At 65.9% G+C, this 19,509-nt stretch carries 15 protein-coding genes; 7 read left to right on the forward strand and 8 right to left on the reverse strand.

Features of this window, described 5'->3' with window-relative positions; translation table 11 throughout:
* The first annotated feature begins 71 nt into the window (after positions 1-71).
* The 3 genes from ACQR10_RS00675 (at position 72) to ACQR10_RS00685 (ending at position 4,522) form a co-directional block, all read left to right on the forward strand.
* Complete coding sequence (locus ACQR10_RS00675; RefSeq protein ID WP_316179263.1) at positions 72-2,417, forward strand: xanthine dehydrogenase family protein molybdopterin-binding subunit; 2,346 nt, start codon at positions 72-74, stop codon at positions 2,415-2,417.
* Between the two features lie 18 nt (positions 2,418-2,435).
* A complete protein-coding gene (locus ACQR10_RS00680; RefSeq protein ID WP_316215264.1) occupies positions 2,436-3,236 on the forward strand; it encodes an FAD binding domain-containing protein in 801 nt (266 codons plus the stop codon).
* A 173-nt stretch (positions 3,237-3,409) separates the two neighbouring features.
* Positions 3,410-4,522, forward strand: a complete 1,113-nt coding sequence (locus tag ACQR10_RS00685) for a CaiB/BaiF CoA transferase family protein (RefSeq protein WP_434838216.1) — start codon at positions 3,410-3,412, stop codon at positions 4,520-4,522.
* 357 nt (positions 4,523-4,879) lie between these two features.
* On the opposite strand, the gene hppD is transcribed toward ACQR10_RS00685, so the two are convergent.
* Entirely contained in the window at positions 4,880-5,998 is a 1,119-nt protein-coding gene (gene hppD / locus ACQR10_RS00690) for a 4-hydroxyphenylpyruvate dioxygenase (protein WP_316215266.1), read from the reverse strand.
* A 118-nt stretch (positions 5,999-6,116) separates the two neighbouring features.
* Here hppD and ACQR10_RS00695 point away from each other — a divergent pair, with 118 nt between their 5' ends.
* Positions 6,117-6,596 (forward strand): Lrp/AsnC family transcriptional regulator, encoded by a 480-nt coding sequence (locus ACQR10_RS00695; RefSeq protein ID WP_316238039.1) that lies wholly within the window; start codon positions 6,117-6,119, stop codon positions 6,594-6,596.
* A 91-nt stretch (positions 6,597-6,687) separates the two neighbouring features.
* A complete protein-coding gene (locus tag ACQR10_RS00700; RefSeq protein ID WP_315801714.1) occupies positions 6,688-6,999 on the forward strand; it encodes a DUF1272 domain-containing protein in 312 nt (103 codons plus the stop codon).
* Between the two features lie 75 nt (positions 7,000-7,074).
* Here the strand turns inward: ACQR10_RS00700 and fahA are convergent, their stop codons facing one another.
* The 5 genes from fahA to ACQR10_RS00725 form a co-directional block, all read right to left on the reverse strand.
* Positions 7,075-8,349, reverse strand: a complete 1,275-nt coding sequence (gene fahA, locus ACQR10_RS00705) for a fumarylacetoacetase (RefSeq protein ID WP_315801715.1) — start codon at positions 8,347-8,349, stop codon at positions 7,075-7,077.
* A gap of 157 nt (positions 8,350-8,506) precedes the next feature.
* Entirely contained in the window at positions 8,507-9,853 is a 1,347-nt protein-coding gene (gene hmgA / locus ACQR10_RS00710) for a homogentisate 1,2-dioxygenase (RefSeq protein ID WP_316179256.1), read from the reverse strand.
* Positions 9,853-10,809: an MBL fold metallo-hydrolase gene (locus tag ACQR10_RS00715; RefSeq protein ID WP_315801717.1), complete on the reverse strand. Its 957-nt coding sequence runs from the start codon at positions 10,807-10,809 to the stop codon at positions 9,853-9,855. The genes hmgA and ACQR10_RS00715 overlap by 1 nt, the downstream gene beginning before the upstream one ends.
* Before the next feature lie 27 nt (positions 10,810-10,836).
* Entirely contained in the window at positions 10,837-11,064 is a 228-nt protein-coding gene (locus ACQR10_RS00720) for a DUF2783 domain-containing protein (RefSeq protein WP_315801718.1), read from the reverse strand.
* A gap of 13 nt (positions 11,065-11,077) precedes the next feature.
* A complete protein-coding gene (locus tag ACQR10_RS00725) occupies positions 11,078-12,712 on the reverse strand; it encodes an FAD-dependent oxidoreductase (protein WP_316238035.1) in 1,635 nt (544 codons plus the stop codon).
* Positions 12,713-12,879: 167 nt separating this feature from the next.
* On the opposite strand from ACQR10_RS00725, the gene ACQR10_RS00730 reads away from it, so the two are divergent.
* Complete coding sequence (locus tag ACQR10_RS00730) at positions 12,880-13,437, forward strand: MarR family winged helix-turn-helix transcriptional regulator (protein WP_434838196.1); 558 nt, start codon at positions 12,880-12,882, stop codon at positions 13,435-13,437.
* A 135-nt stretch (positions 13,438-13,572) separates the two neighbouring features.
* Here the strand turns inward: ACQR10_RS00730 and ACQR10_RS00735 are convergent, their stop codons facing one another.
* Complete coding sequence (locus tag ACQR10_RS00735; RefSeq protein ID WP_315801721.1) at positions 13,573-16,029, reverse strand: adenylate/guanylate cyclase domain-containing protein; 2,457 nt, start codon at positions 16,027-16,029, stop codon at positions 13,573-13,575.
* A gap of 261 nt (positions 16,030-16,290) precedes the next feature.
* Entirely contained in the window at positions 16,291-18,372 is a 2,082-nt protein-coding gene (locus tag ACQR10_RS00740; protein ID WP_315801722.1) for an AsmA family protein, read from the reverse strand.
* 212 nt (positions 18,373-18,584) lie between these two features.
* On the opposite strand from ACQR10_RS00740, the gene ACQR10_RS00745 reads away from it, so the two are divergent.
* The gene (locus tag ACQR10_RS00745; RefSeq protein ID WP_315801723.1) at positions 18,585-19,259 is read left to right on the forward strand and encodes a Crp/Fnr family transcriptional regulator; all 675 of its coding nucleotides are present in this window, start codon (positions 18,585-18,587) and stop codon (positions 19,257-19,259) included.
* Positions 19,260-19,509 lie beyond the last annotated feature (250 nt).

Raw genomic sequence — 19,509 nt, forward strand, 5'->3', positions numbered from 1 at the left:
TACCGAGACCACGACCGCAGCGCGCGATGGCCGCGGCGGGACAATAGAACTCCGGTAGGGGAGAGATTCGCATGGGTATGGAAGGCATTGGCGCCAGCGTCGTCCGCAAGGAGGACAAGCGTTTCATCACCGGCAAGGGCCGCTACGTCGACGACGTCAAACTGGTGGGCATGACCTTTGCCCATTTCATCCGCAGCCCGCACGCGCATGCCAAGGTCAAGAGCATCGACTCCTCGGCCGCCGAGGCGATGCCGGGCGTGGTCGCGGTGCTGACCGGCAGGCAGATCGTCGACGACAAGGTCGGCAACCTGATCTGCGGCTGGGCCATCACCTCGAAAGACGGCTCGCCGATGAAGATGGGAGCATGGCCGGCGATGGCGCCGGAGACCGTGCGGTTCGTCGGCCAGGCCGTCGCTGTGGTGATCGCCGAGAGCAAGAACCTCGCCCGTGACGCGGCCGAAGCCGTCGTGGTGGAATATGAAGAGCTGCCGGCAGTGGCCGACATGCCCTCCGCGCTGAAGCCCGGCGCGCCGCAGCTTCACCCGGAGGCCCCCGGCAACGTCGTCTATGACTGGCATATTGGCGACGAGGGAGCGGTCAACGCCGCCTTCGCCAAGGCCGCCAACGTCGTCACGCTGGAATTGACCAACAACCGGCTCGCACCCAACGCGATGGAGCCGCGCGCGGCGATCGCCGACTACGACGCCGCCGAGGAGCACTTCACGCTCTACACGACGTCGCAGAATCCGCACGTCGCCCGCCTGGTGCTGTCGGCGTTCTACAACATCGCGCCGGAGCACAAGCTGCGCGTCATCGCGCCCGACGTCGGCGGCGGCTTCGGCTCCAAGATCTTCATCTATCCCGAGGAGATGGTGGCGCTGTGGGCCTCCAAGAAGGTCGGCCGCCCGGTGAAGTGGACCGGCGACCGCACCGAGGCGTTCCTGACCGACGCGCACGGCCGCGACCACATCTCCAAGGCGGAGATGGCGCTCGATGCCGACAACAAGATCCTGGGGCTGCGGGTCAAGACCCACGCCAATTTCGGCGCCTACATGTCGCTGTTCTCGTCCTCGGTGCCGACCTATCTGTACGCGACCCTGCTGTCGGGCCAGTACAACATCCCGGCGATCTATGCCGAGGTGATGGGCGTCTACACCAACACCACGCCGGTCGACGCCTATCGCGGCGCCGGACGCCCTGAGGCGAGCTATCTGCTGGAGCGGCTGATGGAGACCGCGGCGCGTCAGCTCAAGGTCGATCCGGCCGAGCTGCGGCGCAAGAACTTCATCACCCAGTTCCCGCACCAGACCCCGGTGATCATGGCCTACGACACCGGCGACTTCAACGCCTCGCTCGACGCGGCGCTGAAGGCCATCGACTATGCCGGCTTCGCAGGCCGCAAGGCGGCCGCCAAGGCGCAAGGCAAGCTGCGTGGCATCGGCTTCTCCTGCTACATCGAGGCCTGCGGCATCGCGCCGTCGAAGGCAGTCGGCAGCCTTGGCGCCGGCGTCGGTCTGTGGGAATCGGCTGAGATCCGCGTCAACCCGGTCGGCACCATCGAGGTGCTCACAGGCTCGCACAGCCACGGCCAGGGCCACGAGACCACCTTCTGCCAGCTCATCGCCGAGCGCCTGGGCGTGCCGATCAGCCAGGTCTCGATCGTTCATGGCGACACCGACAAGGTGCAGTTCGGCATGGGCACCTACGGCTCGCGCTCGGCCGCAGTCGGCCTCACCGCGATCCTCAAGGCGATGGAGAAGGTCGAGGCCAAGGCCAAGAAGATCGCAGCGCATGCGCTGGAGGCTTCGGAAGGCGACATCGTCATCGAGAACGGCGAGTTCAAGGTGACCGGCACCGACAAGTCGATCGCGCTGCCGATGGTCGCCCTCGCCGCCTACACCGCGCACAACCTGCCGGACGGCATGGAGCCCGGATTGAAGGAGAGTGCCTTCTACGATCCGACCAACTTCACCTTCCCGGCCGGCACCTATATCTGCGAGCTCGAGGTCGACGAGGCCACCGGCAAGACGTCGTTCGTCAACTTCGTGGCGGCGGACGATTTCGGCCGGCTCATCAACCCGATGATCGTCGAAGGTCAGGTCCACGGCGGTCTCGTCCAGGGCATCGGCCAGGCGCTGCTCGAGCACGCGATCTACGATAGCAACGGCCAGCCGGTCACGGCGTCCTTCATGGACTACGCGATGCCGCGCGCCGACGACGTGCCGTCCTTCAAGCTCAGCCACACCACGACCCTGTGCCCGGGCAATCCGCTCGGCGTGAAGGGCTGCGGCGAGGCCGGCGCGATCGGCGCATCCGCCGCCGTGATCAACGCGATCACGGATGCGATCGGGAACAACAAGCTGGAAATGCCGGCGACGCCGGACCGCGTCTGGCACGCGATCCACGGCAACGCCTGATCGAACGGAGGAGCAACCATGTATCAGACGACTTATCACCGTGCCTCCTCGGTCGACGAGGCGGCGGCGCTGTTCAGCAAGGGCAGCGAAGCCAAGTTCCTTGCCGGCGGCCACACCTTGATCCCGGTCATGAAGCAGCGCCTTGCTGCTCCGTCCGATGTCATCGACATCGGCAAGATCAAGGACCTGATCGGCATCCAGTTGGCCGGCGACACGCTCACCATCAAGGCCGCGACCACCTATTACGACATCATGACCAATGCCGATGTGAAGAAGGCGATCCCTGCCATCGCCCATCTCACCTCGGTGCTCGGCGATCCCGCGGTGCGCTCCCGCGGCACGATCGGCGGCTCGATCGCCAACAACGATCCGGCTGCCGACTTCCCTGCGGCGTTGGTCTCGCTCGGTGCCACCGTGAAGACCAACAAGCGGTCGATCGCGGCGGATGATTTCTTCAAGGGCCTGTTCACCACCGCGCTCGAGGACGGCGAGATCATCACCGAGGTGTCGTTCCCGGTGCCGGAGAAGGCCGGCTACGCCAAGATGCGCCACCCGGCGTCGCGCTTTGCGCTCACGGGTGTGTTCGTCACCAAGACCAAGGGCGGCGACGTCCGCGTCGCGGCCACCGGCGCGTCGCAGAGCGGCGTGATGCGCGTGCCCGCGATCGAGGCGGCTTTGAAGTCGAACTGGTCGGCGTCGGCGATCGACGGGGTCAGCATCCCGGCGAGTGGCCTGCTCAGCGACATCCACGGCTCGGCGGATTACCGCGCCAATCTCGTAAAGGTGATGGCGCAGCGCGCGGTTCAGGCCGCGGGCTGACCTCGCAACGCGGATCATTCCGCGCAACGGCACGACAAATTCCATGCGGCGCGCAGCAATGCGCGCCGTTTTGCTTTGCGGCATACGGCGCGCTTGCGTTGGCCTGATGCACGCGGGACAATTGCGGATCAGAACGCGATCCGAAAAGACGCGTGAATCAAGGACACAACGACGTGCTCGACAAGACCGCTCCTCACAACCAGACCCGCGCCACCGGACCGCTCGCAGGCTTCCGCATCGTCGAGTTCGCCGGCATCGGACCGGGTCCGTTCGCCTGCATGCTGCTGGCGGACATGGGCGCGGAGGTGGTGACGCTGGATCGTGTCGGCGCGCGCAAGACGATGAAGTCGGTCGCCGGCCGCGGTCGCAAGGTGATCGAGCTCGATCTCAAGGACAAGTCGGTCATCGCCGAGGTGCTCGATCTGCTCGCCGGTGCCGACGCGCTGATCGAAGGCTTCCGGCCCGGCGTGATGGAGCGGCTCGGCCTCGGCCCCGACGTGGTGCTCGCGCGCAATCCGAAGCTGGTCTACGGCCGCATGACCGGCTGGGGCCAGGAGGGACCGCTGGCGCATGCGGCCGGTCACGACATCAACTATATCTCGATCACCGGCGCGCTGGCCGCGATCGGACCCCGGGAGCGCCCGGTGCCGCCGCTCAACTTGGTCGGCGACTTCGGCGGCGGCGCGCTCTACCTCGTCGTCGGTGTGCTTGCCGCGCTGCTGGAAGCGTCAAAGTCCGGCAAGGGACAAGTGGTGGACACCGCGATGTGCGACGGCGCGGCCTCGCTGCTCGCGATGTTCTTCGACCTCACCGCGATGGGCCGCTGGACCGAGGGGCGCGAGCGCAACTTCCTCGATGGCGGCGCGCACTTCTACGGCGTCTACGAATGCGCCTGCGGCAACTTCATCTCGATCGGCTCGATCGAGCCGCAGTTCTACGCGCTGCTGCGGCAGCACGCCGATCTCTCCGATCCCGCCTTCGATGCACAGATGGATCCGCGCGCATGGCCGGCGCTGAAGGAGAAGCTGGTCAGCGTGTTCAAGAGCAAGACGCGGGAGGAATGGTGCGCGATCATGGAAGGCACCGACATCTGCTTCGCGCCGGTGCTGACGATGTCGGAGGCGCCCAAGCACGCCCACATGGCCGCGCGCGGCGTGTTCGTCCAGCGGCACGGCGTGACGCAGCCCGCGCCAGCGCCAAGGTTCTCACGGACGCCGTCGACCATCCGTGAGCCGGAGGTGACGGAGATCGGGACGCTGGTGAATGCTTGGAAGGCTGGGCGTTAAGCGGACGGCTGCGGTCGCGCCGACGGTGCGCTACGCGACTATTCCGATCTGAGTGAGTTGGCCACGCCCCTGCCTCAAACTCGGTGTCGTCCCGGCGAACGCCGGGACCCATAGCCACCGGCCGTCGTGTGGCGAAAATTATCGATGACTGTGCCCGACCGATACATCACGCGGTATGGGTCCCGGCGTTCGCCGGGACGACACTGTCTGTGGAGCGAAGGCGTGCGTCCCACACACACCGTCATTGCGTGCGCAACGACTTGTCCGCCGAAGCTCGAAGAGAAGGCGGAAGCAATCCAGGGCTACAGCGGAAGTCTGGGCTGCATCAGCGAGAACAACACACACCGATGAACGGCCCTACTCCGCCGCCTCGACCTTGAGCACGCCGCGGCGGATCTGGTCCTCCTCGATCGACTCGAACAGCGCCTTGAAGTTGCCTTCGCCAAAACCGTCGTCGCCCTTGCGCTGGATGAACTCGAAGAAGATCGGACCGATGGCATTGGCCGAGAAGATCTGCAGCAGCACCTTGGTGTGACCGCCGGCAACGACGCCCTCGCCGTCGATCAGGATGCCGTTTCTCTGCAGCCGGGCGAGGTCCTCGCCATGCTTGGGCAAACGCGCGTCGATGCGCTCGAAATAGGTGTCGGGCGGCGACGGCATGAACGGCAGGCCGGCGGCGCGCAGGCCCTCGACGGTCGAGTAGATATCGCGGGCGCCGCAGGCGATGTGCTGGATGCCTTCGCCGCGATAGATCTTCAGATACTCCTCGATCTGCCCGGAATCGCCGGCGTCCTCGTTGATCGGAATCCGGATCTTGCCGTCGGGGCTGGTCAGCGCGCGCGAGAACAGGCCCGAGGCGCGGCCCTCGATGTCGAAGAAGCGGATCTGGCGGAAGTTGAACAGCTTTTCGTAGAAGCCGGCCCACACGTTCATGCGGCCGCGATGCACATTGTGGGTCAGGTGATCGATATAGTAGAGGCCCGAGCCCGCGGGCCGCGGGTCGCGCGCGCCGGTCCAGTCGAATTCGAGATCATAGGCCGAGCCCTTGGCGCCATAGCGATCGACCAGATACAGCAGGCTGCCGCCGATGCCCTTGATCACAGGAACGTCCAGCGTCTTCTGCGATGCGGGCAGGTCGGCCGGCTCGGCGCCGAGCGCGATCGCGCGCGCGTAAGCCTTGTTGGCATCGACCACGCGGAACGCCATAGACGGCGCGCAGGGGCCGTGCGCGGCGACGAAGTCGTGACCGTGGCTGCCGGGCTCCTCGTTGACGAGATAGTTGATGTCGCCCTGGCGATACAGCGTGATCGCCTTGGTCTTGTGGCGCGCGACCGCCACGAAGCCCATCAGCTTGAACAGGGCATGCAGCTCGCCGGCGTCGGGATGCGCATATTCGACGAACTCGAAGCCATCCGTGCCCATCGGGTTGTCGGCGGAGATGGTGGCAGGCGGCGCATCGTGCGGAAACGGACCCATGGCAAGCTCCTAGGCTGATTGGGTTCATGATCTCCCCAATTCGATGCATGGAGCATGCAAACCATTGTCATTTTCGCCGAGATATGCACGATCCGTGCATGATTAGGGGAGATAGCGCATGAACTTCGTCGATAGCTTCGATCTCCGCATCTTGGCCGCGCTCCAGGATGACGGTCGCCTGACCAACCAGGAGCTGGCCGAGATCGCCGGGCTCTCGGCCTCGCAATGCTCGCGGCGGCGGATGCGGCTGGAGGAGGACGGCGTCATCGCCGGCTACCGCGCCCAGCTCGCCAGCCAAGCGCTCGGCTTCGAGCTGATCGCCTTCATCCAGATCACGCTGGCGACGCATTCGCCCGACAACGCCGAGAAGTTTCGCGCGCTGGTGAACCGCATCGACGACATCCAGGAGGCCTACGCGCTGACGGGCGATTCCGACTACCTGCTGAAGGTGGTGCTGCGCGACCTCAAGAGCCTGTCAGACATCGTCAACAACGTGCTGATGCCACACCAGAGCGTGGCGCACGTGCGCTCCTCGATCGTGCTCGACCGTCTCAAGGAAAGCGCCAAGCTGCCGCTGGCGTCGCTATCGACCGGCTGAGCTCATACGGCGCGAATCGAGGGATTTGCGCCCTTCAACATCCCCATCACTTTTGCGACGATTGCCGTGCTCCCTGACCTGCGAGACGCCCATGGCCCTGCAGCTTCGGCCCAATTGCGAATATTGCGACAAGGACCTGCCGCCGGCCGCGCAGGACGCGCGCATCTGCTCCTATGAATGCACCTTCTGCGCCGACTGCGTCGAGACCAGGCTGTTCAACGTCTGCCCGAACTGCGGCGGCGGCTTCGCGCCGCGGCCGATCCGGCCGGCGCGGCAGTGGCGGCCGGGGGTCTGCACCGTGAAACAAGTGCCGTCGGACAAGCGCGTTCACCTGAAATATGCGGCCGAGGATGTTGCCGCCTTCGTCGCCGGCGTGAAGCACGTGCCGCCAGTGGAGCGTTGAGCTCTCTTCCCGTCACTATGGATTCCGGGCTCGGCCCTGCGGGCCGCCCCGGAATGACGGCAGTGGATGGGGCGGCTACTCCGCTGCGACGATCGTGCCTTCGACCTCGCCGAAGCCGACGCGATAGCCGTTGCCCTGGCACCAGCCGCGCATCACCAGCGAATCGCCGTCCTCCAGGAACGTGCGCTTCACGCCGCCGGCGAGTTCGATGGGCTCGGTGCCGTTCCAGCTGATCTCGAGCAGGCTCCCGCGCTGGTGCTTCTCCGGGCCGGAGATGGTGCCACTCCCCAGGAGATCGCCGACGCTCATGACACACCCTGACGAGGCATGGTGCATCAGCTGCTGCACGCTCGACCAGTACATGTACTTGAAATTGGTCTGCGCGATGGTCTGCGCGGCGTTGCTGCCCGACGCACGCAAGGCGACGTCGAGCGCGAGATCGTAGTTCTGCGCGGCCTTCTGCTGCAGGTAGGGCAGCGGCACCGGGTCCTGCGTTGGCCCGGCCACCCGGAACGGCTCCAGCGCCTCTGATGTCACCACCCATGGACTGATCGAGGTCGCGAACGCCTTGGCCTGGAACGGCCCGAGCGGGACGTACTCCCATTGCTGGATGTCGCGCGCGCTCCAGTCGTTGAGCAACACGAAGCCGAAGATCATCGCCTCCGCCTGCGCCTCGGTCAGCATCTCGCCGAGCGGAGATGATTGGCCGATGACGACGCCCATCTCCAGCTCGAAATCGAGCCGCTTGCACGGGCCGAAGCTCGGCACGTCGGCGCTCGGCGGCTTCAGCTGCCCGCGCGGCCGGCGCACCTTGGTGCCGGAGACGACCACGGTCGACGCGCGGCCGTTATAGCCGATCGGCATGTGCAGCCAGTTCGGCTGCAGCGCGTTGTCCTTGCCGCGGAACATGACGCCGACATTGGTGGCGTGCTCCTTCGACGAATAGAAGTCGGTGTAGCCGGCGACGTGAAACGGCAAGTGCAGGTTGACGTCGTTGCGCGGCAGCAGCGCGCGGCTGCGCAGCGGCTTGTCGTCACGCAGGCGCGGATTGTCATGGCGCAGCAGTGCGCTGATCGCCGCGCGGGTCTTCGACCACACGGCGGGGCCGAGCGCCATGAAGGCATTCAGCGAGGATTGCGCGAACACCTCATAGGCCGGCGACAGGTCGAGCAGGCCCTCATCTTCGAGCACGGCGAGATCGAGCACGAAATCGCCAATGGCGACACCGACGCGCGGCTTCGGCGAATCGGCGGCGGAGAACACGCCATAGGGCAGGTTCTGGATCGGAAAGTCCGAGGCCGGATCGGCCGGAATGAAGGAGCGGAGTGAGGGGTCGTTGGGGTGGGTCAAAATGCTTCTCCAAACCGGGTCGTCATGCCCGGGCTTGACCCGCCTGCGCGGCCGAAGCCGCTTCGGCGCGAAGGCCCGGGCATCCATCTAGCCGGCGGGACGATAGACGTGGATGGCCGGGTCAAGCCCGGCCATGACGGCATTGACATAGTTCGCGCTAAGGCCTGTTCGGATCAAACCGCTTCTCCAGTCCGTTCCAGCAATCGGCATAGTCAGGCTGCAAGGTGCCGGACTCCGCTGCGTGCCTGGTGATCCGCTGCGGGAAGCGCGTCTCGAACATGAAGGCCATGGTGCCGGTGAGCTTGACGGGCTTCAACTCGCCATTGCTGGCGTGATCGAACGCCTCGCGGTCCGGGCCGTGCGGCAGCATGCAATTGTGCAAGGACATGCCGCCCGGCACGAAGCCCTGCGGCTTGGCGTCGTAGACGCCGTAGATCAGGCCCATGAACTCCGACATGATGTTCATGTGATACCACGGCGGGCGGAAGGTGTTGTCAGCGACCATCCAGCGCTCCGGGAAGATCACGAAGTCGATGTTGGCGGTGCCCGCCGTCTCCGACGGTGAGGTCAGCACGGTGAAGATCGACGGATCGGGATGATCGAAGCCGATCGCGCCGACCGGCGAGAAGGTGCGCAGGTCGTATTTGTAGGGCGCGTAGTTGCCGTGCCAGGCGACGACGTCGATCGGAGAGTGCTTCAGCTCGGTCTTGAACAGCGCGCCACCCCACTTCACATAGAGCTCGGTCGGGGTGTCCTTGTCCTCATACGACGCCACCGGCGTCAGGAAGTCGCGGGCATTGGCAAGGCAATTCGCGCCGATCGGGCCGCGCTCCGGCAGGGTGAAGGCGCCGCCGTAGTTCTCGCACAGATAGCCGCGCGCAGGTCCGGCCGGAATCTCGACCCGGAACTTCACGCCGCGCGGGATCACGACGATCTCGCCGGGCTCGGCATCGATGCGGCCGAACTCCGTGACGAACAACAGGCGGCCCTGCTGCAGCACGAACATCAGCTCGCCGTCGGCGTCGTAGAAGTGCTGATCGACCATCGACCTGGTGATGACGTAGACATGCGTCGCCATGCCGGCCTGCGTCGCCGCATCGCCCGCCGTCGTCATGGTCTGCACGCCCTGCAGGAACGTCACCTCGCCCGACGGCATCGGAGTCGGATCCCAGCGCAGCTGCTGTACCGTGATCTCCTGCTCGTGGCAGGGCGCGGTGCGCCACAGCCCGGCATCGACGCGTGTGAAGCGGCCGGAATGCTTCACCGACGGACGGATGCGATACAGCCATGAGCGCTCGTTGGACCCGCGCGGCGCCGTAAACGGCGAGCCCGAGAGCTGCTCGGCATAGAGACCATAGGCGCAGCGCTGCGGCGAGTTGCGCCCGATTGGCAGCGCACCAGGCAGCGCTTCGGTCTCGAACGAATTGCCGAAGCCCGACATGTAGCCCGGCGTAACCTGCCCCGTGGCGCGGTTGAGCTGGTCAGGCGATGTGTTGACGTTCATCATCCTTCTCCTTGCAGGCGGGCCCACATCTCGCGGTCGCGCTCGGCGGTCCAGATCACGGGATCGTCGATGCCACTGGCCTCGTCATAGGCGCGCGACACGTTGAACGGCAGGCAGTGCTCGTAGATCGCGAAGCTCGAGAACTTCGGGTCCATCACGTCGCGCGTGGCGGCCATGGATTCCTTCAGGCTGCGTCCCTTCGCGACCGACATCTCGGCCGCGCCGTACAGCGAGCTGACGAAGTCGCGCGTCATCGCGATCGCCTCGCGCACGGTGGCCTCGCCTTTCAGCGCATCGCCGCGACCGGGCGCGATCGCCTTGGGATTGAAGTCGCGGATCTCGTTCAAGGTCGACGGCCATTCGCGCAGATAGGCGTCGCCGCAATAGCAGGCCGAATGATATTCGATGAGGTCGCCGGAGAACATCACCTCGGCGTCCGGCACCCAGGCGACGATGTCGCCGGAGGTGTGGCCGGCGCCGAGCTGGATCAGCTGCACCTCGCGCTTGCCGAGATGGATCGTCATCTCGCCTTCGAAAGTCAGCGTCGGCCAGGTCAGGCCGGGGATGCTCTCGGCGTCCTGGAACAGGCGCGGGAAGCGGCCGTATTCGGAATCCCAGTCCTGCTGGCCGCGCTCGACGATCAGTCGGCGCGTCTCCTGCGAGGCGACGATGCCCTGGGCGTGATAGGCCGAAGCGCCAAGCACGCGCACCGCGTGGTAATGCGACAGCACGACATATTTGATCGGCTTGTCGGTGACGGTCTTGACGCGCTCGATCACCTTGTTGGCCATCGCCGGCGTCGCCTGCGCATCGAACACGATGCAGCCGTCATCGCCGACGATCACCGCCGAGTTCGGATCGCCCTCCGCGGTGAAGGCATAGAGATCCGGGCCGATCTCGGAGAAGGTCACCTTCTTCTCGGTGAGATCCGTCGTGGAAGCGAAACCTTTCGCCATCAGTTCATTCCTTGTGTGCGCGGCAGCCTATTGCTGCTGTTGTTGTTGCTGTTGACCGGCATCAGCCATGCTGCGTTTCGCCAGCGTGATCGCGTCGCGCAGGACGCCGATGTCGCCGATGTGATTGGCGAGGATCAGGACCAATGCCGCATCGAGGTCGGCGCTTTCGAGGTCCGAGAGGCCGCGATGGGCTTCGACAATGGCGCGGAAGGCATCGTCGGGCTTGGGGAAATTGGAGGCGGTCGAGAGCGTCATCGTTGCGGCTTCCTCAGTTCAGGCCGCAGGCGCGTGCGACCGCCGCCGCGATCGCGGCGCGGCTCGGGTGCCGGAAGCGCGCCGCGACATAGCCATCCGGACGCAGCAGATAGGATGTGCCGGGTTTGGCACCGTAACGCTTGACCGCGAAGCCCTCGCCATCGGTGAGGCCATTCGGGTCGCCGACGCGGATGACACCGACATCGTCGGGCACGTCGATCGCCTCACCATTGGCAAACGACAGCAGCGTGAAGCGCCGGCCCTGAGCGTTGAACGCATCGGTAAGATGGAGGTGCCGTCCGTCGGCTGCCTTCAGCGGCGCATCCGGCATCGATGTCCCCGGGCGCGGTCCGGTCTCCCAGGCCTCGTCATCTTCGGTCGACAGCGGCGTCTCGTAGACCGAGGGAACCGACAGCCGGCCGCCATTGACCATGCGCTTGCCGAATTCGGTATCCCGGGCGAGCGCGAGCACCACTTTGCGAAGCCGCGCCTCCTGGTGCGAGTTCGGCGCCATGAAATCCGTCGCGCGCGTCGACTCGCGAATGTTCTCGTCGGCCGCCGCGCTTCGCTCCAGATGGTAGGTGTCGAGCAGCGCCGCGGGCGAGCTTCCGCGCAGCACGCGATCGAGCTTCCAGGCCAGATTCTCGGCATCCTCCAGCCCCGAATTGGCCCCGCGTGCGCCGAACGGCGAAACCTGATGGGCAGAGTCGCCGGCGAAGACGACGCGACCATGAATGAAGCGCTCCATGCGCCGGCACTGGAATTTATAGAGCGAGATCCACTCGAATTCGAACTGGTCATGGCCGAGCATGCGCGCGATCCGTGGCCGCACATTCTCCGGCTGCTTCTCGACGTTGGGATCGGCATAGCGGCTGAGCTGCAGGTCGATGCGCCAGACATTGTCCGGCTGCCGGTGCAACAGCGCCGAGCGTCCGGCGTGGAACGGCGGATCGAACCAGAACCAGCGCTCGGTGGGGAATTCGGCCGTCATCCTGACGTCGGCGATCAGGAACTGATCCTCGAACACCTTGCCGGAGAAGCCCGCGCCGACCATCTGGCGCAGCGAGGAGCGCGCGCCATCACAGGCGATCACATATTGCGCCGACAGCCGATACGGGCCGTCCGGCGTCTCGATCGTCAGCACCACGTGATCATTGCGCTGTTCGAGCGCGGTGACCTTGTTGCGCCAGCGCAGCGAGATCGCCGGCAGCGCGTTGACGCGATCGACCAGATAGGCCTCGGCGTAGAACTGCTGCAGGTTGATGAAGGCCGGCCGCTTGTGCCCGGGCTCCGGCAACAGGTTGAACTGATAGAGCTCGGACGGGCCGTGGAAGATGCGGCCGACGTTCCACACCACGCCCTTGTCGACCATCCGGTCGCCGACGCCGAGCCGATCCCAATATTCCAGCGAGCGCTTCGAAAAGCAGATCGCACGCGAGCCCTCGCCGATACGATCGGCATCATCGAGCACGACCACCGCATGGCCGCGCTGCGCGAGATCGATCGCGAACGACAGCCCGACGGGACCCGCACCTACGACGACGACCGGATGCGCGGCCGGCGTGGCCTGATCCTGGTCTTCGTGCCGATGATAGCCGAACTGAACCTTCGCCTGGCCCGCGCCCTGCCCCGGATTGGCCTGCACCATGGCTTGCTCGCCTTGTGGTTTTCTTGGACTTTTCGACGCGACGATTTTCGAAGCGACCGACATTTCCTCGGGCGAGGCCATCTGGCCGTCTTGCCAGATAGTCTCACCTGCAACTATTCTAAAGCCGACGGCTTCGGCCGCGTCAACTCAAAAATCGGAGCGCGATCTTGGCGAAGCCATCTCCCGCGGCGTCCAGGCAGCAGGCGAAGCCGGTCGAGGATGACCGAAATGCCGCGGTGCCGCAGGACGACGAGCGGCTCGACCTGTTCAAGTTCGCGCCATTCCGGCTCAACCGTCTGGCCGCGGAGGTCAGCGCGGCGCTCGCCGTCGAGTATCGCGAGCGCTATGGGCTCGACATTCCGGAATGGCGCGTGCTGGCGACGCTCGGCTTCCGCCGCGAGGCCTGCAGCGCGCAATATGTCGCAGCGTGCACCCGCACGCACAAATCGACCATCAGCCGGGCCGTGACGTCGCTGCTGGAGCGGCGGCTGATCGAGCGGGTCGAGAACACCGAGGATCGCCGCGAGTTCCGCCTGCGCCTCACACGGAAGGGCAAGACGCTGTACGAGGAGTTGATCCCGCGTTTGCAGCAGCGCGAGCGCGAAATCATGGCATGCCTGTCCGGCGACGAGCGCAGGACGTTCGACCGCCTGATCGGCAAGATCGAGGCGAGCCTCGACCTGATCCAGACCAGCGAGGAGGCCGACGCGAAGCAGGCCTATTAGTTGCCAAGGTGTAGAGTGGGCAAAGCGCCGCCGGAGGCGGCGCGTGCCCGCCGTTCTTCGTCGGATTGAGACGGTGGGCGCGGCGCGTGAGACTGCTGCCAAGCAACAAGCACCGCCCAGGCGCCTTTGCCCACCCTACTTGTTGGTCGCCGACGAACGCCGCGGCTCCGCTGGGACGTCCAACACGTCGATACCCTCTCCCCGCCAGCGCAAAATCTCCATCGCCAGCACCGGGTGGTTGAATCCCTTCAGATGCAGGTCGTCGATCGGCCTGGCGTCGACCGACTGTTCGACCACGCCGTAGACACGACGCGACACGATCACCTGTCCCGCCTTGGCCTCGTCGCACAGCCGCGAGGCGAGATTGGTGACGCTGCCGATCGCGGCATATTCCAGCCGGTGCTCGAAGCCGACCTGGCCGAGCGTCGCATATCCCAGCGCAATGCCGACGCCGAACCCCAGGCTGTGGCCGCGGTTTTTCCAGCGCTCGGTCAATTGTCCGATCTCTTCGCGCATTTCGAGCGCCATCCTCACCGCGCGCGTGGTGTGGTCCTCGAACGGGATCGGCGCGTTGAACAGGATCATCACGCCGTCGCCGGCATAGCGATCGAGCGTGCCCTCATATTTGAAGATGAGCTTGCCGAGCGCGGCGTGATATTCGCGCAGCACGTTCATCGCCTCCTCGGGCTCGGTGGTCTCGGTGAACGCGGTGAAGCCGCGCAGATCGCAGAACACGACCGTGACCTCGCGGCGGTGGCTTTCCAGCAGCGCATCGTGACCATCCGACGACGCGATGATCTGGGCCACCTGCGGCGCCAGGAAGCGCTCCAGCCGTCTGATCCGCTCGATCTCCGCGAGCTGCTTCTCGACGCGCTCCTCGAGCGACTTGTTCCACTCGCGCAGCTGCTCGGTCTGCTCGGTGAGCTTGGCGGCCTGCTGCTGCACGGTGGCGTGGGTCAGCGCCAGCTCGCGGCCCTTCTGGTCGACCTCGGTGAACAATCGCGCATTGCGCATCGCCAGCACGGCCTGGTTGGCAAATGTCCGCATCAGTCCGATCAGGTTCGGCGGGAACGTGCCGGCCGCCCGCCGAAGCACCACCAGCGCGCCGAGCACGCCCTGCTGATCGACCAGCGGCGTGAACAGCACGGCGCGGAAGCCGGCGGCGACGGCGACATCGCGCAGCGGGTGATCGGGTGCGCTTTCAAGCTCGGCGATCGCGATCGGCTCGCCGCTGCGCACGGAATCGGAGAGCAGGCTCGTGCGCTCGTCGAGCACATTGTGCGCGCCGTCCCGGTCGACGCCCTTGGCCTCCACCAGCCTGAAGCGGCGTTCCGCGGCATCGTAGGAATAGATCAGCACGGCATCGGCATGCGTGATCTCCAGCGCGCGCGCCGCCACCGTCGGCAGCACGGCATTGAGATCGAGCGAGGAGGCCACCGCGCGTCCGACCTCCTCGAGCACCTTCAGCTCATTGATCGACTGAGCCAGATCGCGCGTCCGCTCCTCGACCTTGGCTTCCAGCACGGCATAGGACTGCGCGAGCTGGCCGGCCATGCTGTTGAACTGATCGGCGAGCTCCTCCAGCTCGTCATGCGTCTTCACCTCGATGCGCTGGGCGAAGTCACCCGCGCCGAGCTTGCGCGCGCCGGCGCGCAATGCGGTGATCGGAACGAGCATGCGGCGCGCCAGCAGCGAGCCCGCGAGGATCGCCACGGCAAGACCGAGCGCGATCAACAGCGCCCCACGCAACAGCTGGTCCCGGATCGGCGCCAGCGCGTGCGCAGTGGACTGCTCGAAGAACACGGACCAGCCGAGCTTGGGGAGCGTCGCGACCGCCGAGAGCACGGCATGCCCCGCGGTGTCCGTGCCGGAGGCCAGCGGCTGGCCATCCGGCGCGAGCACCGCCGCGACCTGCGGCAGCTTGGCGAGGTCCTGGCCGACGGCCGGCCCTTTCGCGGAGCTCGCCAGCACCTGGCCGCGCGGATCGACCACGTAGGCGGTGCCGACCTTGCCGACCTGTGCCTCGGTCATGAAGTCTTCGAGAAAGTCGAGATCGATGTCAGCCACGGTCACACCGGCATTGAAGCCGGAATGCGCGACCGAGATCGACATCATCGGCTGCGCGCCCTTGAAGGTCACGGCCGAGAAGCTGCTTCCATGCGTGACGGTGTCGGTGAAGCGCAGATCGCGCGACAGGTCGTTGCCCGAGGAGAACGAGATCGAGGTGCGCGATACCCTGAGCTGCTCGCGGCCCTGTCCGTCGAGCTGATACAACTGCCGCACGGCCGGTGCCTGACTCAGCAGCTGCACATAGTCGGCGCGGCGCAGCTCCAGCGTGTTGGCGCTCGCCCGCGTCACCCAGCTGATCTGCCGCTGCAGATCCGAGAGCGCCTGATCGATCCGCCGGGCGCTGGCGTCGGCCTTTTCGGCCATGGCGGCGGTCAGGCTCGCCTTGGTGGACTGATAGCTGATCCAGGTTTCGGTCGCGCCGTTCACGGCCAGGACGAACACGACGAGCCCGACCAGCGACACGACGTATTTGGCGAACAGGCCCTGCCGCAACGACCAGCCTCTGTTCTCGACCTCGCTCATCCGGACCCCTCACGCGCATCATCGCCGAGGTCAGCCTCGGACAGGCGCGTCCGCTGCCGTCCTCGCGGCAGCAACACCTCGGAGACGGGACCGCTCGGGTGCGAGACGATCCGTCGCCGGCATCCGTTTAGCACAGAATGGCATGCACAGCGGCGCCCACGCCGCGCGCGCTCGCGCGCCTCGTTATCGTGCGGCTGGCCCTGAATTGCATCCACCGCTCGGGGGACATCCTTCGCGGACTCGGCCGGTCGCGGTCATATATTACCTATTGAAGATGCGCTTCAGAACGTCGTTCATCGGCTGGCTGTCCTGGGCACCGTCCTGCAAGGGCTCGGCGGGAGCGGCCTCTGCCGCGCCCTGGCCGGCGTCGCCCGGAGGCCGCGAAACAGCGCCGTCCTGGGGCGCAACCAGCGTACGGCCGCGGCTCTTGGCGGGCGGCGACGCGCCCTGCAGTCCTTGCTGAATCAGATTGCCGATCGCCGATCCGAGATCGCCGCCGAGCAGGTCGGATTGGCCGGGGGCCGGGGCCTGCCCATTCGGGGCTGCCGCTGACGGCGCGCCGTTCGGACCAGCAGCACCGGTGGGCGCAGAATTTCCGATCAGGCCGCCGATGCCGTTGATCAAATTGTTCAGCCCGGCTCCGTCCTTGCCGAACAGGCCCTGGCCCATCTGCTTGAGCCTGGCGTAGGCCGCGTCCGGATTGTCGAGGATGCCGGCCATGTCGGGGTAGAAGCGCGGCTGACTCCAGGGGCCGTCGATGACGACGGGAATCCCAAGGCCGATCGGCTCCGAGGTGCGGCCCTGCCCCTCGGTCGTCATCACGAGCTTCGGCTCGACCCGCATCGCCAGCGCCCGATTGCCCAGATCGATCGTCCCCGTACCGGCGACCTTGACCAGCGGTCCGACCAAATTAAGGTCACTGGTGGCGGCCTGCCCGCGCTCGACCTGAAACGAGGCCGAGAGCTGCGTGAGATCGGTCGTCAGTTCCTTCGAATCCTGCCATCCCGACAGCGGATTGGATGTCAATGAGCGGATCATCTGCGCAACGTTGATGCCGCGGATCGCGCCGTCCTGGAACAACAGGAACGCCGAGCCGCTCAGGTTGCTCATGATCGCCTGCTGGCTGGCGCCATTGGAGCGCAAGGCGAGCTTGCCTTGCATCCGCGCATCGAGCTTGTCGAATCCGGCGACGTTAGAGAGCAGCGGCAGCGCCCGGATGCCGACGAGATCACAGTGCATCGCATAGGCCGGATTGCCCGTGGAGGCGTCGATCACGACCTCGCCACTGGCCTGCCCCTCATAGGCGCCGAGATTGGCGATGGTCGCCTTCAGCAGGCCGCCGGCCAGCGAGGCTTCGAGATCGAGCGGACCGAGGCGGGCCCCGGAGAGAACGACGTCCGTCGCCGACAGCTTCACACGGGCATCGACGTAGTTGAGACCGCGCAAGTCGATTGCCGCCGTGCTCCATCCCGACGCGCCGGCAGGGCCCTGCGCGGCAGGCGCTCCCAAGTCGAGCCGGCGAACGTCGAGATCGACCTTCACCAGCGGCTTGCTCGCCAGATCGACCGAGGCCCAGCCGTTGAAATCGCCATCGCCGAGCGTTCCGCTGAGACCGTTGATCATCACCACCGGGCCATTCAGGCGAACGTCGGCGCGGCCGGCAAGACCGCCGCGGAATGCATTGGCCACGTCGATCTTGAACTCGACCGGCAGGGTCTGGCGGTCAATCGGCAGCGCCGGCGCCGGCGCTGTGACGTCGAACGTGACCGGGCGGTCGCCGGCCCGGGCCGTACCCGTGATCTTGACCTTGCCATCGGACAGAGACGCCGTCGCGCCGATGCCCTCGAGACGATTCTCGACGCGGTCGCGCGGGTTGGAGAGGATGACGGCGCCGTCCCTGACGGTGACCCGTTCGATCCGGGCCGCAGGCGCCGCTTCTGGCTTCGCCGAGGCACGGCTGCGCGGCGCATTATCCCGCAGCCGCTCGCGCAGCAGCGGCAGATAGAGTGTGGGCTTGTCGATGATGATCTCGCCGATGTCGGGCCGGCCGGACCACAGGCTCGACAGCGCCACGTCAGCCTGCAGCTTGCCGATCGTCAGCCGATTGTTGCCGTCCCGCTCCTTCGGATCCTGCACGGTGATGTCCGTCAGGGTTGCATGCAGCGACGGCCACAGGCTGACGCTTGCCGAGCCGGCGATGCTCAGGCGATAGCCGGTGTCACGTTCGACGCGGTCCTGGATGGCCACCGTAAGGAAGCTCGCCGGAAGTCCAAAAGCCAGCGCCAGAGCCAGCACGACGATGACGGCGCCAATCAAACCGCCTGCGATCTTCAATGCCTTCATGTCGATGTCCCAAGCGCGAGGCGCGAGCGGTCTCCACCGGTTAGCGTGCGGCAATGCCGACCCGGTTCAATCCGAAATTTTCTCGGAACGAAGACCGCTCCCAGCGCGACCAAAATAGTCGGAAGCCCGTGCGTCATTATGTGACTTATGACACACTTCCGACCGGGGGGTTTCTGTAACTGAGGCTTTGAACCATTGCCGAAGGTATAGTGATGAGCAAGCAGGCCGAATTTGCGGTCATTCTGAAGATGAACCCGATGTTCGCCGACCTCGGTGCGGACGAGTTGCAGCGAATCTCGAGCCTCTGCCACACTCAGCATCTGTCGTCGGGCGAGGTACTGTTCCAGAAGGGCGACCCCGGCAATGCCCTGTTCGGGGTGCGGCGCGGCCAGATTCGCATCGAGACCGGTGCCACTGACGGCAGCCGGCTGACGCTCAACTTCATGGGGCCCGGCGATCTGTTCGGCGAGGTCGCCGTGCTCGACGGGCAGGAGCGCACGGCGGACGCTACCGCCGGTGAAGCAACCGAGCTGTTCGTGCTCCGCCGCGAGGATTTCCTCAGTTTCCTGGAACGCGAGCCCAAGGTGGCGATCAGGATCATTCAGCTGCTGTGCCAGCGCATCCGCTGGCAGAGCGAGCGCATGGAGGAATCCGTGCTGCAGCCGCTGCCGGTGCGGCTGGCACGCCGGCTGTGCGCGCTGGCGGAGGATTTCGGCTCCGAGGTTCACATCTCGCAGGAACAGCTCGGCGTCTTCGTCGGCGCGGCGCGCGAAAGCGTGAACCGCCAGTTGCAGGCCTGGCGCAAGGACAAGATCCTGGATCTGCAACGCGGCCGCATCCTGCTGCATGACCTGACCAGGCTGAACACGATCGCACGCAACGATTAGTTGGCCGAGCGCGGCAAGCGCGCAGCGTCGTTCACCGCGAATTTGTCGATTGCGGGTCCAGTCCATGGCGGGAACTGCCCGTCGTGCATCGTTTCGTATCAGCATCGGCCAAAGATGATCGCAATTGGGCCACCACGCCTCACAATTTGCGACATGAACTCTTTTTAACAGTTCTAACAGGGTTCAATCCGGCAGCGATGAACTCCACGGGCTCGCGCACGGACGGTGCGCGGGGTGGGGCTTTGCGCGC

It is taken from the genome of Bradyrhizobium sp. HKCCYLRH2060 (assembly GCF_051168135.1).
Classification (GTDB): Bacteria; Pseudomonadota; Alphaproteobacteria; order Rhizobiales; family Xanthobacteraceae; genus Bradyrhizobium.

Excerpts from the sequence above, each read along its gene's own strand:
- ACQR10_RS00675 (WP_316179263.1), top strand. The coding sequence starts at position 72 with ATGGGTATGGAAGGCATTGGCGCCAGCGTCGTCCGCAAGGAGGACAAG.
- ACQR10_RS00680 (WP_316215264.1), top strand. The coding sequence starts at position 2,436 with ATGTATCAGACGACTTATCACCGTGCCTCCTCGGTCGACGAGGCGGCG.
- hppD (WP_316215266.1), bottom strand. The coding sequence starts at position 5,998 with ATGGGTCCGTTTCCGCACGATGCGCCGCCTGCCACCATCTCCGCCGAC.
- ACQR10_RS00695 (WP_316238039.1), top strand. The coding sequence starts at position 6,117 with ATGAACTTCGTCGATAGCTTCGATCTCCGCATCTTGGCCGCGCTCCAG.
- ACQR10_RS00700 (WP_315801714.1), top strand. The coding sequence starts at position 6,688 with ATGGCCCTGCAGCTTCGGCCCAATTGCGAATATTGCGACAAGGACCTG.
- hmgA (WP_316179256.1), bottom strand. The coding sequence starts at position 9,853 with ATGAACGTCAACACATCGCCTGACCAGCTCAACCGCGCCACGGGGCAG.
- ACQR10_RS00715 (WP_315801717.1), bottom strand. The coding sequence starts at position 10,809 with ATGGCGAAAGGTTTCGCTTCCACGACGGATCTCACCGAGAAGAAGGTG.
- ACQR10_RS00720 (WP_315801718.1), bottom strand. The coding sequence starts at position 11,064 with ATGACGCTCTCGACCGCCTCCAATTTCCCCAAGCCCGACGATGCCTTC.
- ACQR10_RS00725 (WP_316238035.1), bottom strand. The coding sequence starts at position 12,712 with ATGGTGCAGGCCAATCCGGGGCAGGGCGCGGGCCAGGCGAAGGTTCAG.
- ACQR10_RS00735 (WP_315801721.1), bottom strand. The coding sequence starts at position 16,029 with ATGAGCGAGGTCGAGAACAGAGGCTGGTCGTTGCGGCAGGGCCTGTTC.
- ACQR10_RS00740 (WP_315801722.1), bottom strand. The coding sequence starts at position 18,372 with ATGAAGGCATTGAAGATCGCAGGCGGTTTGATTGGCGCCGTCATCGTC.
- ACQR10_RS00745 (WP_315801723.1), top strand. The coding sequence starts at position 18,585 with ATGAGCAAGCAGGCCGAATTTGCGGTCATTCTGAAGATGAACCCGATG.